General features: G+C 54.5%; 15 protein-coding genes. 13 read left to right on the top strand and 2 right to left on the bottom strand.

The annotated features are described in order from the left end of the window. The first annotated feature begins 12 nt into the window (after nt 1-12). The 3 genes from pstB (at nt 13) to NR177_RS12020 (ending at nt 2888) form a co-directional block, all read left to right on the top strand. Nucleotides 13-786, top strand: coding sequence for a phosphate ABC transporter ATP-binding protein PstB (pstB, locus tag NR177_RS12010; RefSeq protein WP_013023943.1), 774 nt, complete (start codon nt 13-15; stop codon nt 784-786). Between the two features lie 17 nt (nt 787-803). Continuing rightward, nucleotides 804-1538 (top strand): phosphate signaling complex protein PhoU, encoded by a 735-nt coding sequence (gene phoU / locus NR177_RS12015; protein WP_063877777.1) that lies wholly within the window; start codon nt 804-806, stop codon nt 1536-1538. Between the two features lie 111 nt (nt 1539-1649). Continuing rightward, nucleotides 1650-2888, top strand: coding sequence for an MFS transporter (locus NR177_RS12020; protein WP_063877778.1), 1239 nt, complete (start codon nt 1650-1652; stop codon nt 2886-2888). A gap of 291 nt (nt 2889-3179) precedes the next feature. Here NR177_RS12020 and xylB read toward each other — a convergent pair whose 3' ends face one another. Next, a complete protein-coding gene (gene xylB, locus NR177_RS12025; protein WP_256852968.1) occupies nt 3180-4625 on the bottom strand; it encodes a xylulokinase in 1446 nt (481 codons plus the stop codon). A gap of 17 nt (nt 4626-4642) precedes the next feature. After that, nucleotides 4643-5965 (bottom strand): xylose isomerase, encoded by a 1323-nt coding sequence (gene xylA, locus NR177_RS12030; protein ID WP_256852969.1) that lies wholly within the window; start codon nt 5963-5965, stop codon nt 4643-4645. A gap of 354 nt (nt 5966-6319) precedes the next feature. Here xylA and xylF point away from each other — a divergent pair, with 354 nt between their 5' ends. From xylF to NR177_RS12080, 10 genes are all read left to right on the top strand, one after another. Further along, nucleotides 6320-7312: a D-xylose ABC transporter substrate-binding protein gene (xylF, locus tag NR177_RS12035; RefSeq protein WP_109717948.1), complete on the top strand. Its 993-nt coding sequence runs from the start codon at nt 6320-6322 to the stop codon at nt 7310-7312. Nucleotides 7313-7338: 26 nt separating this feature from the next. Then, the gene (locus tag NR177_RS12040; RefSeq protein WP_256852970.1) at nt 7339-8859 is read left to right on the top strand and encodes a xylose ABC transporter ATP-binding protein; all 1521 of its coding nucleotides are present in this window, start codon (nt 7339-7341) and stop codon (nt 8857-8859) included. Beyond that, nucleotides 8852-10033 (top strand): xylose ABC transporter permease XylH, encoded by a 1182-nt coding sequence (xylH, locus tag NR177_RS12045; protein ID WP_096012552.1) that lies wholly within the window; start codon nt 8852-8854, stop codon nt 10031-10033. Before NR177_RS12040 ends, xylH begins: the two co-directional genes overlap by 8 nt. 93 nt (nt 10034-10126) lie before the next feature. Next, on the top strand, nt 10127-11302 hold the full coding sequence (xylR, locus tag NR177_RS12050; protein ID WP_172897252.1) for a D-xylose utilization transcriptional activator XylR: 1176 nt from the start codon (nt 10127-10129) through the stop codon (nt 11300-11302). A 363-nt stretch (nt 11303-11665) separates the two neighbouring features. Next, entirely contained in the window at nt 11666-12103 is a 438-nt protein-coding gene (locus NR177_RS12055) for a GNAT family N-acetyltransferase (protein ID WP_241568106.1), read from the top strand. Between the two features lie 319 nt (nt 12104-12422). Further along, complete coding sequence (locus NR177_RS12060) at nt 12423-13520, top strand: aldose 1-epimerase family protein (protein WP_109717947.1); 1098 nt, start codon at nt 12423-12425, stop codon at nt 13518-13520. Nucleotides 13521-13835: 315 nt separating this feature from the next. After that, nucleotides 13836-14846 carry an autoinducer 2 ABC transporter substrate-binding protein gene (locus NR177_RS12065; RefSeq protein WP_109717946.1) on the top strand — a complete coding sequence of 337 codons (1011 nt, stop codon included), beginning with the start codon at nt 13836-13838 and terminating at the stop codon, nt 14844-14846. Nucleotides 14847-14930: 84 nt separating this feature from the next. Beyond that, nucleotides 14931-16415, top strand: a complete 1485-nt coding sequence (locus tag NR177_RS12070; protein WP_145394545.1) for a sugar ABC transporter ATP-binding protein — start codon at nt 14931-14933, stop codon at nt 16413-16415. Continuing rightward, the gene (locus NR177_RS12075; protein WP_109717944.1) at nt 16408-17409 is read left to right on the top strand and encodes an ABC transporter permease; all 1002 of its coding nucleotides are present in this window, start codon (nt 16408-16410) and stop codon (nt 17407-17409) included. Before NR177_RS12070 ends, NR177_RS12075 begins: the two co-directional genes overlap by 8 nt. Continuing rightward, nucleotides 17406-18449, top strand: a complete 1044-nt coding sequence (locus tag NR177_RS12080) for an ABC transporter permease (protein WP_145394546.1) — start codon at nt 17406-17408, stop codon at nt 18447-18449. The genes NR177_RS12075 and NR177_RS12080 overlap by 4 nt, the downstream gene beginning before the upstream one ends. The last annotated feature ends 43 nt before the right edge of the window (nt 18450-18492 follow it).

An 18492-nucleotide genomic window follows, 5' to 3' on the forward strand; every position in this document is an offset into this window, starting at 1 on the left:
GAGAGAAAAACAATGAGTACTGCGACTGCATCAGCCGGAAAAATCGAGGTTCGTAATCTGAATTTCTATTACGGCAAGTTTCACGCTCTGAAAAATATCAACCTGGATATTGCTAAAAACCAGGTCACGGCGTTTATTGGGCCATCAGGCTGTGGTAAGTCCACCCTGCTGCGCACTTTCAACAAAATGTATTCGCTCTATCCGGATCAGCGAGCAGAGGGTGATATTCTGCTGGATGGCGACAATATTCTGGCGTCGCATCAGGATATCGCACTGTTGCGCGCCCGGGTTGGCATGGTATTCCAGAAGCCGACGCCTTTCCCGATGTCGATTTATGACAATATCGCTTTCGGCGTGCGCCTGTTCGAGAAGCTGTCTCGTGCCGACATGGATGAGCGCGTGCAGTGGGCGCTGACCAAAGCGGCCCTGTGGAACGAAACCAAAGACAAGCTGCACCAGAGTGGCTACAGCCTGTCTGGTGGACAGCAGCAGCGTCTGTGCATTGCCCGCGGCATCGCTATCCGTCCGGAAGTGCTGCTGCTGGATGAGCCATGCTCTGCACTGGACCCCATTTCTACCGGCCGTATCGAAGAATTAATTACCGAACTGAAGCAGGATTACACGGTGGTGATCGTGACCCATAACATGCAGCAGGCTGCACGTTGTTCCGATCACACGGCGTTTATGTATCTGGGCGAACTGATTGAGTTCAGCGACACTGACACGCTGTTCACCAAGCCGGCACAGAAACAAACAGAAGACTACATCACAGGTCGCTACGGCTGATTCGACAGGAGATCGCCATGGACAGTTTAAATCTGAATAAACACATCTCCGGTCAGTTCAATGCTGAGCTGGAGCACATACGCACTCAGGTGATGATCATGGGCGGGCTGGTCGAACAGCAACTGACCGATGCGATCACCGCGATGCATAATCTGGACGGTGATCTGGCCCAGCGCGTCATTGATGGCGACCAGAAGGTCAACATGATGGAAGTGGAGATTGATGAGGCCTGCGTCCGCATCATCGCCAAACGTCAGCCTACCGCTATCGACCTGCGCCTGGTGATGGCAATTATCAAGACCATTTCCGAGCTGGAACGCATTGGCGATGTGGCCGAGAAAATCAGCCGTACCGCACTGGAGAAGTTTGGTCAGCAACATCTGCCGCTGCTGGTTAGCCTGGAATCCCTGGGCCGCCACACCGTACAGATGCTGCATGACGTGCTGGACGCGTTTGCGCGTATGGATCTTAACGAAGCCGTTCAGATCTACCGCGAAGACAAAAAAGTGGATAAAGAGTACGAAGGTATTGTGCGTCAGTTGATGACTTACATGATGGAAGATCCGCGTACCATCCCCAGTGTATTAACGGCACTGTTCTGCGCCCGCGCCATTGAGCGTATCGGTGACCGCTGCCAGAACATCTGCGAAATCATTTTCTACTTCGTTAAAGGACAGGATTTCCGTCATGTCGGCGGTGACAGGCTTGATGAGCTGTTATCCGGCGACGACGGCAGCAATAAGCCGTCTTGATCCTGGGCAACCGTGTGCGATTCCGGCACACGGTTGCGGCTATTCTGCATAGACCCCATCATCGTAGCTCTTTATACTTGCGCCAGTTTTTTAACCAACGGGTGCTGACTCATGTCCTCTTCTTCCCCTTCTAAACAGAGCATTACGCCTGCTAAAGCGATGCTGGCCGCCATCAGTGGTTATGCCATGGATGGATTCGACCTGCTTATTCTGGGGTTTATGCTGCCCGCGATTAGCTTGTCTCTGGCACTTGATCCCTCCCAGGCCGGTTCACTGGTGACCTGGACGCTGATTGGTGCCGTAATTGGCGGCATTGTGTTTGGTCATCTCAGCGATCGCTATGGTCGTATTCGTGTGTTAACGCTCACCATTTTGATGTTTTCCCTTTTTACCGGTCTGTGTGCGGTGGCTCAGGGGTACTGGGATCTGCTGGCCTATCGCACGCTGGCGGGAATGGGGCTTGGCGGTGAGTTTGGCATCGGCATGGCGCTGATTGCGGAAGCCTGGCCGGCAGAGAAACGCAACCGCGCCTCCGCGTGGGTCGGGATCGGCTGGCAACTGGGTGTTCTGCTGGCGGCATTTATCACGCCACCGCTGCTGAGTGTTATTGGCTGGCGCGGGATGTTCCTGGTGGGACTGCTGCCCGCGCTGGTGTCGTTTGTCATTCGCCGCAGTATGGGCGAGCCTGAGAGCTTTACCCGTCAGATCCAACATGTTCCCTCACTGTCCTTTCCCGCCCGACTGAAACTGCTGTTTAAAGACCGCGCCACCAGTAAAGCCAGCCTGGGGATTTTTATTCTCTGCTCCGTCCAGAACTTCGGTTATTACGGCCTGATGATCTGGATGCCGAGCTACCTCTCCTCAAATTTTGGTTTTAGTCTGACGAAATCCGGCATCTGGACGGCGGTCACTGTCGTAGGGATGACCTTCGGGATTTGGTTGTTTGGCGTGCTGGCAGATCGCTTTGCGCGCTGGAAAATTTTCCTGCTTTACCAGTTCGGCGCAGTTGTGATGGTGGTGGTTTATGCGCAACTGCGCGATCCCACTGTTATGCTGTTCACCGGCGCGCTGATGGGGCTGTTTGTAAACGGCATGATCGGCGGTTACGGGGCATTAATCTCGGATACCTTTCCACCGCAGGTGCGCGCCACCGCGCAAAATGTGTTGTTTAACCTGGGACGTGGCGTCGGTGGGTTTGGCCCGCTGGTTATTGGCCTGCTGGCAGGCAAGTTTTCTTTTGTGGCGGCCATTACCTTACTGGCGCTCATCTACCTGCTGGATATTGTGGCAACGCTGTTCCTGCTGCCGAAGAAGCAGAGCCAGGACGATGCGCTGGGGGCAATTGGCTAAGTAACCTGACTGATGTAAACCGGCCTCACAAAGAAGCCGGTTTACGTGGTGATCCATGTCCATACCAGATGCACCTCTCACCATTTCAACTTTCAGGCTACTTTTTCGCATGAATCGCGCGATTTGCATCGTTGGTCGCGCAGGGTCAGATTCTGCTGCAACAACCTTTATGAACCCTGAGGAAATGATGAGGGCAAGATAGCCCGACAGTGCCACTGTGGCAGATAGTTGTGAGCATGATGGGAGACATCGCTCAAATAAAAGGGCAACGTCGTTGCCCTCGGGTTTGGATTACTGCTGCATCAACGGCAGCAGCTGCTGATACAGCCGGCTGAACGTCTCACGTCTCGGCTGATAGTGCGCATGACGCGCCGGGTCCGGCTGGTGGCGCTGCACCTGCTTCAGGGCAGGCACGGTCAGATTCTCATCCAGCGCCATTTGCGCCAGACGTGCAGCGCCCAGTGCGGGTCCGACATCGCCGCCTTCGCAGTAATCCAGCGTCTGTCCGCTGATATCGGCCAGCATCTGTCGCCAGTAACCGTTTCGGGCACCGCCGCCAATCAGCATGATGCTGCTGGGCGTGACGCCGCAGTCGTGTACCACATCCATCCCTTCGGCCAGTGCAAACCCCACGCCTTCCAGCACCGCCCGCGCCAGTTCGGGCCGTCCATGCTGGTGGGTAAAGCCAAAGAAGCTGCCGCAGGCGTGCGGATTATTATGCGGGGTGCGTTCTCCCGACAGATAAGGCAAAAACCACAGCGACGGCGCATCCTGTTTTGCCCGCTCTGCCTCCGCCAGCAGATGCGGAACATCGTCACAGCCGGTCAGCGCAGCCGCCCAGTCAAGGCAGGACGCGGCACTGAGCATCACGGACATCAGATGCCAGCGCTGCGGCAGAGCGTGGCAAAAGCTGTGAACAGCACGTTGCGGATTACTGAGATAGCCGTCGCTGACGACAAAATAAACTCCGGATGTCCCCAGCGACAGCATGCCTTGCCCCGGCGCTGTCATGCCGACGCCAACTGCACCTGCCGCATTATCGCCACCGCCCGCCACCAGGGGCACCTGCGGCAGTGTCCAGCGCTGTGCAATAGCCGCCGACAAGGTACCGGTAATCTGATTACCTTCAAACAGCGCAGGCATCTGGCGTCGTTCCAGCCCGCAGGCTGCCAGCATCACATCGCTCCAGTCACGCTTTTCTACGTCCAGCCACATTGTGCCCGCCGCATCCGACATATCGCTGGCAAATTCGCCGCTCAGCCGCCAGCGTAGGTAATCTTTGGGCAACAGCACTTTTGCGACCTGAGCAAAGACGTCAGGTTCATGCTCTTTTACCCACAGCAGCTTTGGCGCAGTGAAACCCGGCATCATCAGGTTGCCGGTGATCTGACGCGATTCAGGCACGCGCTGCTCCAGCGTATGGCACTGATCGCCGCTGCGCCCGTCATTCCAGAGAATGGCCGGGCGCAACACCTGATGTTGTGCACCAAGCAGCGTAGCACCGTGCATTTGCCCGGTCAGGCCAATCGCTTTTACGCCACTCAGGTCATGCTGGTGGGCCAGGGCCTGTACGGCGCGGTCCGTGGCCAGCCACCAGCTTTCGGGATCTTGTTCGCTCCACAACGGATGCGGGCGGGAAACCGTCAAGGGGGAGGTTTCCACTGCCACAACCTGCCCGTGTTCATCCAGCAGCACCACCTTGACGCCGGATGTGCCGATATCGATCCCGATTACCATGTCGCGCTCCTTACGGATTAAAAGTCATAAAGATAGTGATTCACCAGGTTTTCCAGCTGTTCCTGGCGTCCACTGTTGTGCTGCGGATTAAACTGCTGCTGATGTGCATGAGCCGCCAGCGCATCCAGCGAGAATTCACCTTTCAAAATCTGCTGACCAAATTCGCCGTTCCAGCCGCTGTAGCGCTGTGCTACGCGTTTATCCAGCTCACCGTCAGCCAGCATGCGTGCCGCCACTTTCAGCGCCAGCGCCATGGTGTCCATCGCGCCGATATGGCCATGGAACAGGTCATATTTATCGGTGCTCTGACGGCGTACTTTGGCATCAAAGTTTAGGCCGCCGGTAGTGAAACCGCCTGCTTTGATGATTTCGTACATCACCAATGCGTTTTCTTCCACGCTGACCGGGAACTGGTCTGTATCCCAGCCGCACTGCGGATCGCCACGGTTAGCATCCACCGAACCAAACACGCCAAGGGCAATTGCCGTCGCAATTTCATGATGGAAAGAGTGGCCGGCCAGCGTCGCATGGTTCGCTTCGACGTTCACCTTAATCTCTTTTTCCAGACCAAACTGCTTCAGGAAGCCATAAACCGTGGCCACATCATAATCATACTGGTGTTTGGTGGGTTCCTGCGGCTTAGGTTCGATCAGCAGCGTGCCCTGGAATCCGATTTTGTGCTTGTGCTCAACCACCATCTGCATAAAGCGGCCGATTTGCTCGCGCTCCTGGCGCAGGTCAGTATTTAACAGGGTTTCGTATCCTTCGCGACCGCCCCACAGCACATAGTTTTCGCCGCCCAGCGTCTGGGTCGCTTTCATGGCACTGCATACCTGGCTGGCTGCCCAGGAAAAGACTTCCGGATCGGGACTGGTCGCAGCACCTGCACCGTAGCGCGGATGCGTAAAGCAGTTCGCCGTGCCCCACAGCAGTTTAATTCCGGTTTCCTGCTGTTTTTCCTGCAGTTTATCGGTCATGACGGCCAGGTTTTCGCGATAGCTTTTCAGCGAATCCCCTTCTGGTGACACGTCTACATCGTGGAAGCAGTAATAGGGCACATTCAGTTTGTGAAAAAACTCAAACGCCACGTCCGCTTTCAGTTTTGCCAGATCCAGCGCTTCGCCCGTTTTTTGCCACGGACGATCAAACGCGCCCGCGCCAAACATATCCGCACCGTTCCAGCAGAACGTATGCCAGTAACAGGCGGCGAAGCGCAGATGCTCGGCCATGGTTTTACCCATGATCACTTCATCCGGATTGTAATGGCGGAACGCCAGGGGATTGGTGGTTTTTGTTCCTTCGTAGCGAACGCGATCAAGCTGGTCAAAATAAGCGTGCATGGTTGGCTCCTTAGCATCGGCCCCGAATGGGTTACCCAGAAGCGTTATTGTGCGTACCCGCTCTCAGCGCGCTCAATTACGATATTTCACACAGCCAGTAAGATAATTATTTATTGTGCACTTGCTCGCAAAAAAATATGAAGGCTTTATGACGCCTGACAGGTTTTATGTCGCGATCGGCGAGTCTGAAAATGTAAAATTTTCGATCGCGCTCAAAAATACAGAAATAAACCAAAAAACGTAATAGCGGGATAAAAATCAGTAATTGCTGGCAGCTGAAAATAAGGTGAACAATTCATCCGCCTGGTTCATAGCCTTACAACGACAATAACCGTTCCCTACAGGATGACCATGATGAAAATGAAACCTGCATTACTCGCTGCCTTTGCGGCGCTGGCCCTGTTCAGTCAGGCCAGTCTGGCAAAAGAAGTCAAAATCGGTATGGCAATCGATGATTTACGCCTGGAGCGCTGGCAAAAAGACCGTGACATCTTTGTTAAACAGGCTGAGGCGCAAGGCGCAAAAGTATTTGTGCAGTCAGCCAATGGCAACGAAGAAACCCAGATGTCGCAAATAGAAAATATGATCAACCGCGGCGTTGATGTGCTGGTTATCATTCCCTACAACGGTCAGGTATTAAGTAACGTGGTGGCAGAAGCCAAACGTGAAGGGATTAAAGTGCTGGCCTATGACCGTATGATAAATAACGCCGATATCGACTTTTATATTTCCTTTGATAATGAAAAAGTGGGTGAAATGCAGGCGGAAAGTCTGGTGAAAAAGGTGCCAAAAGGAAATTACTTCCTGATGGGCGGATCACCTGTAGACAATAACGCGCGCCTGTTCCGCGAAGGGCAGATGAAGGTGTTAAAACCCTATATCGATAACGGCAGCATTAAAATCGTCGGCGACCAGTGGGTTGATGCCTGGCTACCGGAAAACGCGCTGAAGATCATGGAAAACGCCCTGACTGCCAATAAAAACAATATCGATGCGGTTGTCGCCTCTAACGATGCCACCGCGGGCGGCGCGATTCAGGCGCTGAGTGCTCAGGGGCTGGCCGGTAAAGTCGCTATTTCCGGGCAGGACGCGGATCTGGCCGCCATCAAGCGCATTATGAACGGCACCCAGACCATGACCGTGTACAAACCCATCAAAGAACTGGCTACCGAAGCCGCGAAGATTGCCATCGAGCTGGGCAATGGTCAGACGCCAGCCAGCAATGCCAAACTCAACAACGGCCTGAAAGATGTGCCAGCGCGCCTGCTGACACCGATTGAGGTGAACAAAGACAACATTGACAGCACCGTGGTGAAAGACGGTTTCCACAAGAAAAGCGAACTCTAATCGCGCTACGCGAAGGAGAGTAAACGATGTTGCTGGAAATGAAGAACATCACCAAGCGCTTTGGCGCGGTGAAGGCGCTGGATAACGTCAGCCTGCAGCTGGATGCGGGTGAAGTGCTATCGTTGTGCGGTGAAAACGGATCGGGCAAATCAACGTTGATGAAAATCCTGTGCGGACTCTATCCGCACGGGGATTTCGACGGGCAGATCCACTTTGCCGGGGACGCTATTCAGGCGCAGACCATTCGCGATACCGAGCGCAAAGGTATTGTGATTATTCACCAGGAGCTGGCGCTGGTGCGGCAACTTACGGTGATGGAGAACATCTTTCTCGGCGCAGAGCTGGGGCGCTTCGGCATGGTGGATGATGAAACCATGACGCTGCGCTGCCAGCAGCTGCTGGAGCGCGTCAAACTCAACGTCTCCCCGGATACGCGCGTGGGCGAACTGGGCCTTGGGCAACAACAGCTGGTGGAGATTGCCCGTGCCCTTAACAAGCAGGTGCGCCTGCTTATCCTGGATGAGCCCACCTCTTCGCTGACCGAGCAGGAGACGACAGTGCTGCTCAGCATCATCCAGAACCTGCGCGAACATGGCATTGCCTGCGTGTATATCTCGCACAAGCTCAACGAAGTGAAGGCTATCTCGGACACGATCTGTGTCATTCGCGATGGTCAGCACATTGCCACCCGACCTGCTGCGGGCCTGAGTGAGGATGACATCATCACCATGATGGTGGGACGCGAACTCACGGCGCTTTATCCCCATTCGCCCCACGAGATTGGCGACACGGTGTTGCAGGTCGATAACCTGACGGCCTGGCATCCGGTTAACCGTCACGTGAAGCGGGTAAACAACGTCTCTTTTACCCTGCGAAAGGGGGAAATCCTCGGCATTGCCGGATTAGTGGGTGCGGGTCGAACGGAAACCGTGCAGTGCCTGTTTGGCGTCTGGCCCGGCCGCTGGCAAGGGGAGATAGCGATTCACGGCAAAAAAGTCACGATTCGCGACTGCCAGCACGCCATCGCGCACGGCATTGCCATGGTGCCGGAAGATCGTAAAAAAGACGGCATCGTGCCGCTGATGGGCGTAGGCAAAAACATCACGCTGGCCGCGCTGGACCAGTTCAGTCATCGGCTTTCCACCATTGATGAGGCCGAAGAACTGCACGCCATCAACGCCGCCATTGCACGACTGCGGGTGAAAACCTCTTCGCCTGAGCTGCCGATTGGTCGCCTCAGCGGCGGCAATCAGCAAAAAGCGATTCTGGCGAAGTGCCTGCTACTCAACCCAAAAATCCTGATTCTGGACGAGCCGACGCGCGGCATTGATGTTGGGGCGCGTCAGGAGATCTATGTGCTGATCAACGCCCTGGTAAAGCAGGGCATCTCGGTGATTGTGATTTCGTCTGAGCTGCCTGAAGTGCTGGGCCTGAGCGATCGCATTCTGGTTATGCATGAAGGGCAAATCAAAGCCGATCTGATTAACGACAATCTGACTCAGGAGCAGGTGATGGAAGCCGCCCTACGGAGTGAACATTATGCTTAACAGCGAGAGTAAACCTGCCGTAGCGGCACCAGCTAACAAGCACGTATCCAGCAAGCTCGGCCTGCGTAACCTGCAGGTGTTGGTGATGCTGGGGGCGATTGTCTTGATTGCACTGTTCTTTACGTGGACGACCGACGGTGCCTGGCTCAGCCCGCGCAACGTCTCTAACCTGCTGCGCCAGACGGCGATCACCGGCATTCTGGCGGTGGGCATGGTGTTTGTAATTATCTCCGCCGAGATCGATCTGTCCGTCGGCTCCATGATGGGGCTGTTGGGCGGCGCGGCGGCAATCTTTGACGTCTGGCTGGGCTGGCCGCTGCCGCTGACTATCGTGGTCACGCTGGTATTGGGGCTGTTGCTCGGCACCTGGAACGGCTGGTGGGTGGCTTACCGCAAGGTGCCATCATTTATTGTGACCCTGGCCGGCATGCTGGCGTTTCGCGGCATTTTGGTGGGCATCACCAATGGCACCACCGTGGCCCCAACGAGTCCGGCGATGTCGCAGATCGGTCAAAGTTACCTGCCCGGCGGTATCGGTTTTGGCTTTGGTTTTGCGGGCCTGGCGCTGTTTATTTTGTGGCAGTGGCGCCTACGACTGCGCCGTCAGCAACTGGGTCTGGCTCAACCTGCCGCCTCCGGCACCGTAGCACGGCAGGCCATTACCGCCGTTCTGGTACTGGGCGCGATCTGGCTGCTGAACGACTATCGCGGCGTACCGACACCGGTACTGTTACTGGCATTGCTGCTGCTGGTGGGGATGTTTATGGCCACTCGCACTGCCTTTGGACGCCGTATCTATGCCATTGGCGGCAACATTGATGCCGCGCGGCTCTCCGGTATTAACGTGGCGCGCACCAAGCTGGCGGTGTTTGCCATCAACGGCCTGATGGTGGCGATTGCCGGGCTGATCCTCAGCTCGCGGCTCGGCGCGGGTTCCCCTTCCGCCGGGAACATTGCCGAGCTGGATGCCATTGCGGCCTGCGTGATTGGCGGCACCAGCCTGGCGGGTGGCGTGGGGTCGGTAGCGGGCGCCGTGATGGGCGCGTTTATCATGGCCTCACTGGACAACGGTATGAGCATGATGGATGTGCCGACCTTCTGGCAGTACATCGTCAAAGGGGCCATTTTACTGTTAGCGGTGTGGATGGATACCGCCACGCGTCGCCGCCTGTAATCGTGTGAACGATCACACTGTGGCGCAAACCATTTCTGTGGCGCATCCAGCTGTGTTATGCAATGCGCTGGGAGTTAAAGGGACTGTGCCACTATGCATGAAAAACGATACCGCATTACCCTGCTGTTTAACGCCAACAAGGTTTACGATCGTCAGGTAGTAGAAGGTGTTGGCGAGTATTTGCAAGCTTCGCAGACCAACTGGGATATTTTCATTGAGGAGGACTTCCGTTGCCGCATTGATAATATTCAGGAATGGCTGGGTGACGGGGTTATTGCGGATTATGACGATAGTTCGATTCAGCGCTCTCTGGCCGACGTGGCTGTGCCGATTGTCGGCGTGGGCGGTTCGTATCACAGGGAAGAAGACTATCCACCAGTACACTATATTGCCACCGATAACACTGCGCTGGTGGAAAGCGCCTTTCTGCATCTGAAAGAGCGCGGCATCAACCGTTTCGCCTTTTACGGTTTACCGGCCTCCAGCGGTAAACGCTGGGCGCAGGAGCGTGAACTGGCGTTCCGCAAAATGGTGATGCGCGAGCGTTACATGGGCGTGGTCTATCAGGGCATGGAGACTGCCTCTGAGAACTGGCAGCACGCACAAAACCGTCTGGCCGACTGGCTGCAAACGCTTCCTCCCCATACCGGCATTATCGCCGTTACCGACGCCCGTGCGCGCCATCTGCTGCAGGCCTGCGAATACCTGAAAATTCCGGTGCCAGAGAAGCTGTGCGTTATCGGGATCGATAACGAAGAGCTGACGCGTTACCTGTCCCGCGTGGCGCTGTCCTCAGTCGTTCAGGGATCGCGGCAGATGGGTTACCAGGCCGCTAAACTGCTGCATCGCCTGCTCGATCAACAATCTCTGCCGTTACAGCGCATCTTAGTGCCGCCGGTAAAAGTCATTGCCCGCCGTTCCACCGATTTCCGTTCGTTGCACGATCCCGCTGTCATTCAGGCGATGCACTTTATCCGCTTCAACGCCTGCAAGGGCATCAAGGTTGAGCAGGTGCTGGATGCCATTGGCATGTCGCGCTCAAACCTGGAGAAGCGTTTCCGGGATGAAACTGGCGATACGATTCACGCCATGATCCACCGCGAGAAGCTGGAGAAGGCCAGGGAGCTGCTGGCGGGTTCGTCGCTGAGTATCAATGAGATCTCACAGATGTGCGGCTATCCGTCGTTGCAGTATTTCTATTCGGTGTTTAAGAAGAGCTATGCCACGACGCCAAAGGAGTACCGGCAGGAGCATGGCGAGGTGGCGTAGATGCTTAACGCTTGCCTGTATCGCTGCATGAGGCAATAAGGTTAACCGCATCATTCGACCTTTTCACGAGCAACACTCGCGTATTCTGCTGAAGATGGATGGCAAGAAACGGACAAAGGCACAGTAAAAAAACGCTCACCAAGGGTGCCAGCAGACTCCCTTTCAAAAGGACAGGAAAACCGCCACCGCGGTCACACCGTCTCACATCTGCGCATCGGCTTGACGATGCTCTTAGTGAACATGCCCTGTTGATAGCATCCGTCGTTATCATTACTGATAGTGCACCAATGTGCTGCAAGAGTCGGATAAAGCTCACCCGTATTGTCATCGCTTAGTTATTGTTTTAACCAAAAGGAATTTCCAATGCTCAAGGTCCGCAAAGCCATACCAGAGGATTACTCTGCCTGGCTAACCCTCTGGAAAGGTTATTTGCATTTTTACGGACAGAACCTGGACGATGCCGTCACGTTATCTACCTGGCAGAGAATACAGTCGCCCGAATCAGCGTTAATGTGTTGGCTGGCCGAATTTGATGGCAAGGTGACGGGCTTCGTGGTCTGCGTGATACATGAAGGCACATGGTTTACACAGCCCGTATGCTATCTGGAAGATCTCTTCGTTGAAGAAAATGCGCGTGGCGTGGGAGCGGGAAGAGCGCTCATCACGAGGGTCTGCGATGAAGCCCGTGAGGCGGGCTGGGCAAAGGTGTACTGGGTGACAAATGAAAATAACCCCGCGCGTAAACTCTACGACAAGCTAGCCCAGGTTGATGATGTTGTTCGCTACAACATCAGGTTCTGAAAACCGACCTCTCAGCACCCTCCCAATCGTACAAGATACTGCCCTTATTAAAATAATCAGGGCAGAGATTAATAACCTCTCTCCCTTTTTATTGGAATCTGCCAATAATAAAAATAATCTGTGATAAATATCTCAATATTATAGTATTAAGATTCATTGCGACCCTTATTCATTTTTCCTCTGTTTTCAACGGCGCAGGAAGGCTTCTCCAACGGCTGGCATCCCGAAAATCGAAAAAGCCCATTGAAATAAAATGGGGCCGATCACAATATGAGTGGGTTTACTAAACAATAACAATCAGTAAATTCTGAGGCCGATTATGCAACGCACTCTGTCACCTACAGTCTTCCAGCTTCACAAGTCTTTTTTCCGTACTCAACCCCTGGAGATCGTCAATGCTGCGGGATGCAGCGCGGAACTTTTTATCTATGAATCAGGCATTGAGGCCGTTCGGCTGAAAAACGCCCGTGGCTATCTGGTGGTGCTCCCTTACTATGGACAGATGATCTGGCAGGCCATGTTTGATGGCGTCGACCTGACAATGCAAAGCCGTTTTACCGAGCCGCGTCCTGCCAGCGACATTGTTGGAACCTATGGCTGCTTTATGTATCACTCCGGGCTGCTGCGCAACGGTAACCCAACAGCGGAAGACAACCATGCCCTGCACGGTGAAATGCCCATCGCACCGATGCAGCGGGCGCGCATTGAAACTGGCGAGGATGCGCAAGGGCCCTGGCTGGCGCTGGTGAGCGAGCGCGAGTACCTGATGGGATTTGGCGATCATTATCTGGCCCAGCCTCGGGTGGTTATCCGTCCGGACAGCGCCACCTTTGAGGTATGCATGGCGGTAGAGAACTTATCGCTCAACGCCATGGACCTGATGTACATGTGCCATGCCAACTTTGCCTATGTTGAAGGTGCACGCATCATTCAGCCCGCTGCTTTTACCGCGGCCGACACGGTTATCCGTTCGTCAGTGCCCGCCATCGTGAAAGCGAATGATGCCTATCTGGCAAGGCTTAAGCAGCTTAAGCAAGATCCCGCCAGCACAGAAGTCATCACTGCCGAGTTGCAGCCCGATCCCGAACTGGTTTTCTACATTAAAAATCTGCGTAAAGCGCAGGATGGCCATGTGCACGTCATGCTACGTCGACCGGACGGGGATGCTTTTACGGTGAACTACAACCCCGACAATTTCCCCTTTCTGACACGCTGGATTCTGGCAAACCCTATGCAGAAGGTGTGCGCTTTTGCGATGCCGGCGACCTGCGGCGTTGAAGGCTATCAGGCCGAAAAACGGGCCGGGCATGTACGGTCACTGGCTGGCGGGGAAAAGGCCTTTTTCAGCATGACGCTCGGCTATCTTAATGCGCAGGAAAGCCAGCACGAAGAGGCGCTGATCCGTGCGTCGGTGTGATCGGCACACCGTAATTGTTAATGGAATGTGTGAGCTTTATCAAAGAAGAGATCTTTATTGGCATCAGGTAATTTACTTTACTTTTCTTTGAAGTAAATTCGGTGCTGCACCCGGACAATTTATGCGGTTTGTTTTGGGAAACGGGAAAAAAAGATTAACCGGCTGAACGGTTTATTTTCTCATTTTTATTAATACGAATACCCAGTGTTCAGAAATGATTATTTATCTGCTGTTTTATTGCTGGCAGCGGCATCTTTATATCAATTTCTGGCAAGAGAAAATCTCATCATATTAATGATAACCAGGGGTAGTAAAATGAATCGCCGCAATCTAATTAAAATGTTAAGCATCTCTACGCTGTTATCGGTCTCTGTGAGTTTAGCGTTTCCCATGTCCGCGCTGGCCTCCGAAACCAAAACCATGGTGACGGTGGTCAAAGAAGCCGGTGTGCCCTGGTTCAACATCCTTAATCAGGGACTCAAAGAGGGCGGAGAAAAAAATAATCTTAAAACCTCTATGGTGGGGCCCACGCGTGCCGATCCTGCGCAGCAGGTGAAACTGATTGAAGATCTGATCGCCAAGAAAGTCGATGTGATTGGTCTGGTACCGCTCGATACCAAAGTGACGGCGCAGGTGGTGAAGCGCGCGCGTGACGCGGGCATCATGGTGATCACGCAGGAAGGCCCTAACCAGGAAGGCAAAACCTGGGATGTGGAGCTGATGAGCGCGAAAGCCTACGGTGAAGCACAGATGAAAGCCCTGGCGCGTGAAATGGGTGAAAAAGGCGAATACGTCGTGCTGGTCGGCACGTTAACCACCACCGGTCATAATCAGTGGGCCGATGCCGCGATCGCGTATCAAAAAGAGCACTACCCGAATATGAAACTGGCCGCCGACCGCTTTCCTGGCGCGGACTTTATCGATGAATCCGAACGCGTTACTCAGGATATCCTGAAAGCGCATCCGAACGTGACAGGGATTATGTCGATGGGCTCGAACGGGCCGATCGGGGCGGGCAACGTGCTGAAGAAACGCCATCTGGAGAAAAAAATCGCCCTGGTGGGCACCACTATTCCCTCACAGGCGCGCGCATACATTATGTCTGGCGTGATTCGTGAAGGTTTCCTGTGGAGTCCAAAAGAAGCCGGACTGGCGATGACCGATGTCGCACGCCTGGCGCTGGATAACGCGGAATTTAAAACCGGTATGACCATCCCTGGGCTGGGTGAAGCCACCGTGGATAACGAAAACAAAGTGATCATGGTGGATCGCATCCTCCAAATCACCAAAGCCAACGTCAACGATCTCGTCAAGCTCGGCCTGTAAGTCACACCATCAATGTTGCTGCTGGCCGGGTTCAACTGAATCCGGTCAGCCTCCCCGTATTCTGATTAGATAAGGGATAGTGCTATGCCTGCATTTTTACAACTCGATGGCATATCGAAAATATTCGGCGGCGTCCACGCGCTTTCGGATGTCAGCCTCACGCTGGAAGAAGGCGAGGTACATTGTCTGTGCGGACAGAATGGATGCGGTAAGTCGACGTTGATCAAGGTGATGTCTGGCGTGCACCAGCCCGAGCCGGGCGGCCGTATTATTATTAGCGGTAATGAAGTCTCGCCGCTGACGCCCGTGGAAAGTACTCGCCTGGGCGTGCAGGTGATCTATCAGGACCTGTCGCTGTTCCCCAATTTAACCGTGGCGGAGAACATTGCCGTCGGCCAGCATACCGGCCGCTTTAAACGGGTTAACTGGAAAAAGATTTATGAGATAGCGGCCGAAGCGGTTGCGCGCATTGGCGTTTCGCTCGACCTGAATGACAAAGTGGCGGATATCTCTATTGCTCAGCGTCAGCTGGTGGCAATTTGCCGGGCGATGGCGGCGAATGCCCGGCTGGTGATTATGGATGAACCTACATCCTCCCTGACGCGCCATGAAGTGGACGCCTTACTGAAGCTCACCCTGCAGCTTAAACAACGCGGTATCACGATTGTTTTTGTCAGCCATCGTCTGGATGAAGTGCTGGAAATTGCTGACCGCGTTACCGTGATGCGCGATGGCGTGAAGCTGGGCACCTACGATGCCCGCGAGATGTCAGACCGTAAACTGGCCACGCTGATGACGGGTAAAGAGTTCCATTATGAATCCGTTGCCAAAGACAGACCGCAAACCGAAACGGTGCTCGAAGTCAGCAACCTGTCCCGTAGAGGCGAGTACCGGGATATTTCGTTTGATATTCGGCGGGGCGAAATTCTCGGCCTCACTGGCCTGTTGGGATCGGGGCGAACCGAATTAGCGCTGAGCCTGTTTGGCCTGACGCGTCCGCATCAGGGCGAAATAAAACTTCACGGCCAGGCCGTGCAGATGCGATCTAACCGCGATGCCATTGAGTACGGCATTGCCTATTTGTCAGAAGACCGTCTGGGACTGGGCTTAGTTCTGGAGCAGTCAATCAGCGCCAACATCACGCTCTCCGTGGTGGAGAAGCTGGTGAATAAAGCCGGACTGATTCGTGACGATCTCTATGAGCAAACGGTCAACGAGGCAATTGCCTCACTGTCTATTAAAGCCGGTAATCCCGACAACAAAGTTAAAACCCTGTCAGGCGGTAACCAGCAACGAGTGGTGCTGGCAAAATGGCTGGCGACCCAACCCAAACTCCTGATTCTCGACAGCCCCACTGTGGGCGTTGATATCCATGCCAAAGACGGTATTTACGCCATTGTGCGCAAACTCGCCGCCAGCGGTATTGCCATCATCATGATTTCCGATGAGATTCCCGAAATTTATTACCACAGTGATCGGGTGTTAGTGATGCGCGGCGGCAGGCTTAATGGGGAATATTTCCCTGGCCGCTGTAGCGAAGAAGAATTAAAGGAGGCAGTAAATGCGTGATTTCCTCCAGCGCTTTATTCATACCCACGAATGCCGCCTGCTGGCGGTGATGACACTGATGATTGTGTTCCTGACCGTCTTCACCACGGAGTTCGCAACGTTACAAAATCTCTTAGACGTTTCAGGTGCAACGGCCTTTATTGGCATTATGGCCGCAGGCCTGTTGGTGGTGATTATTACTGGCGGCATCGATCTCTCTTTCGCCGCTACCGCCTCTATCACCCAGTACGTTGCCCTGACCTTAGCGAACAATATGGGCCTGGGCTGGGTGGGCATTTTTGCCGTCGCCATCGGCCTGGGCATCGTGCTGGGTTTTATCAATGGCGTGCTGGTAAACGTACTTCGAACCTCCGCGCTGATTATCACCATTGCGACCCTGAACGTTTTCTTCGGCATCCTGCTGACGGTAACCAGCGGCCAGGACATCTTCATGCTGCCTGACTGGTTTAACGCCGGCTTTGAACTGGTGTTCTATACCGATGCACAAGGTGCCACCTATGCGCTGAACTTCCAGATTATCGCCCTGGTCCTGGCGTTTGTTTTGACGTGGCTACTGCTCAACAGAAGCAATACCGGCCGACAAATTTATGCCACTGGTGGCAATCCGGATGCCGCGCAACGCGTCGGCTTCAACGTATTCAAACTGAATATGCTGGTTTATGGCTACATGGGGGCGCTGGCTGGTCTGGCGTCGCTGGTTCAGGCACAGCTTGCCCAGTCGGTATCCCCGACGGCGCTGGTTGGCAGGGAACTGGATGTGGTGGCTGCGGTGGTTATCGGCGGGGCCAGCCTCACTGGCGGTAAGGGGACGGTGTTGGGCACCGTACTGGGCGTGGTACTGATTGCCGTGATGCAGAATGGCCTGATCCTGCTGGGTGTTTCATCTTACTGGTCGTTATTCAGTACCGGCCTGGTGATCATCGCCGCCATGATCATGATGGCCAGAGAAACCCGCAAACAGAACAAGCTCGTCGATGAAGGGGCGATATCATGAAGCAGACTGGCAATGTGTTAGCGCAGGTGGAAAAACGGTTGGGAACGACCAACGTCCGGCTGCTGTTTATCCTGATAGTCATGGTGATCGGTCTTGGGCTACTTGAGGGCGACAAGCTGTTTGCGGCGGCAGGATTGCGATCGATGGGCTTCCAGTTGCCGGAGCTGGGGTTTCTTGCGCTCGCCATGATGATTCCTATGCTTTCCGGCGGTATCGATCTTTCCATCATCGCCACCGCCAACCTGTGCGCCTTAACGGTCGCCTACACGTTGACCACCTTCATGCCTGAAATGCAGGGCGCATCCGGGGATCTGCTACAAATTGGCGCACTGTTGCTGGGCCTGGTGTTGTCGGCCCTGGTGGGGTTACTGAATGGCGTGCTGGTGGCTTATCTGCGCGTGCCGCCAATGCTGGCAACGCTGGGTACGATGACGGCGGTGAAAGGCATTGCAATCGGATTCAGCCATGGGGATGTTATTTCCGGTTTTCCGGCACCGATTGTGTTTATCGGCAACGGCACCCTGTTCGGCATTCCTTTCGCCCTTATCATCTTTGCGCTGGCGATTATTCCGTTAAGCATTTTCGTCAACAAAACCCCGCTGGGTAAGTCGATAGCCATGATCGGTTCCAATGAGCGAGCGGCCCATTATTCCGGCATTAACACGCGTAAAAGCCTGGTGTGGGTGTATCTGATTTCTGGCTTATTTGCCGGTATCGCGGGCATCATCATGATGGCACGCTTCGACTCGGCCAACGCGGCGTACGGTGAAAGCTACCTGTTGGTCGCTATCCTGGCTGCGGTACTGGGCGGTGTCGATCCGTTGGGGGGATTTGGCCGGGTCAGCGGCGTGATTCTGTCACTACTGATTCTGCAGTTGGTCTCTACCGCCTCGATTTTGCTGGATCTCAGTCAGTTCATCACGCTGGCGCTGTGGGGCGCAATTTTGATTGTGGCATCGGGCGGCGTCGTGCTCAAAGAATGGCTCTCTGAGCGGCGGAAACTGCGTAAAAAAGTGCCCGCGATGACACGAAAGGCGTAAATTCTGTAAACCCTGTTACTGCATCACCACGTCGCACCTGAGG

This window comes from Pantoea sp. Fr+CA_20 (assembly GCF_024520835.1).
Classification (GTDB): domain Bacteria; phylum Pseudomonadota; class Gammaproteobacteria; order Enterobacterales; family Enterobacteriaceae; genus Pantoea; species Pantoea allii.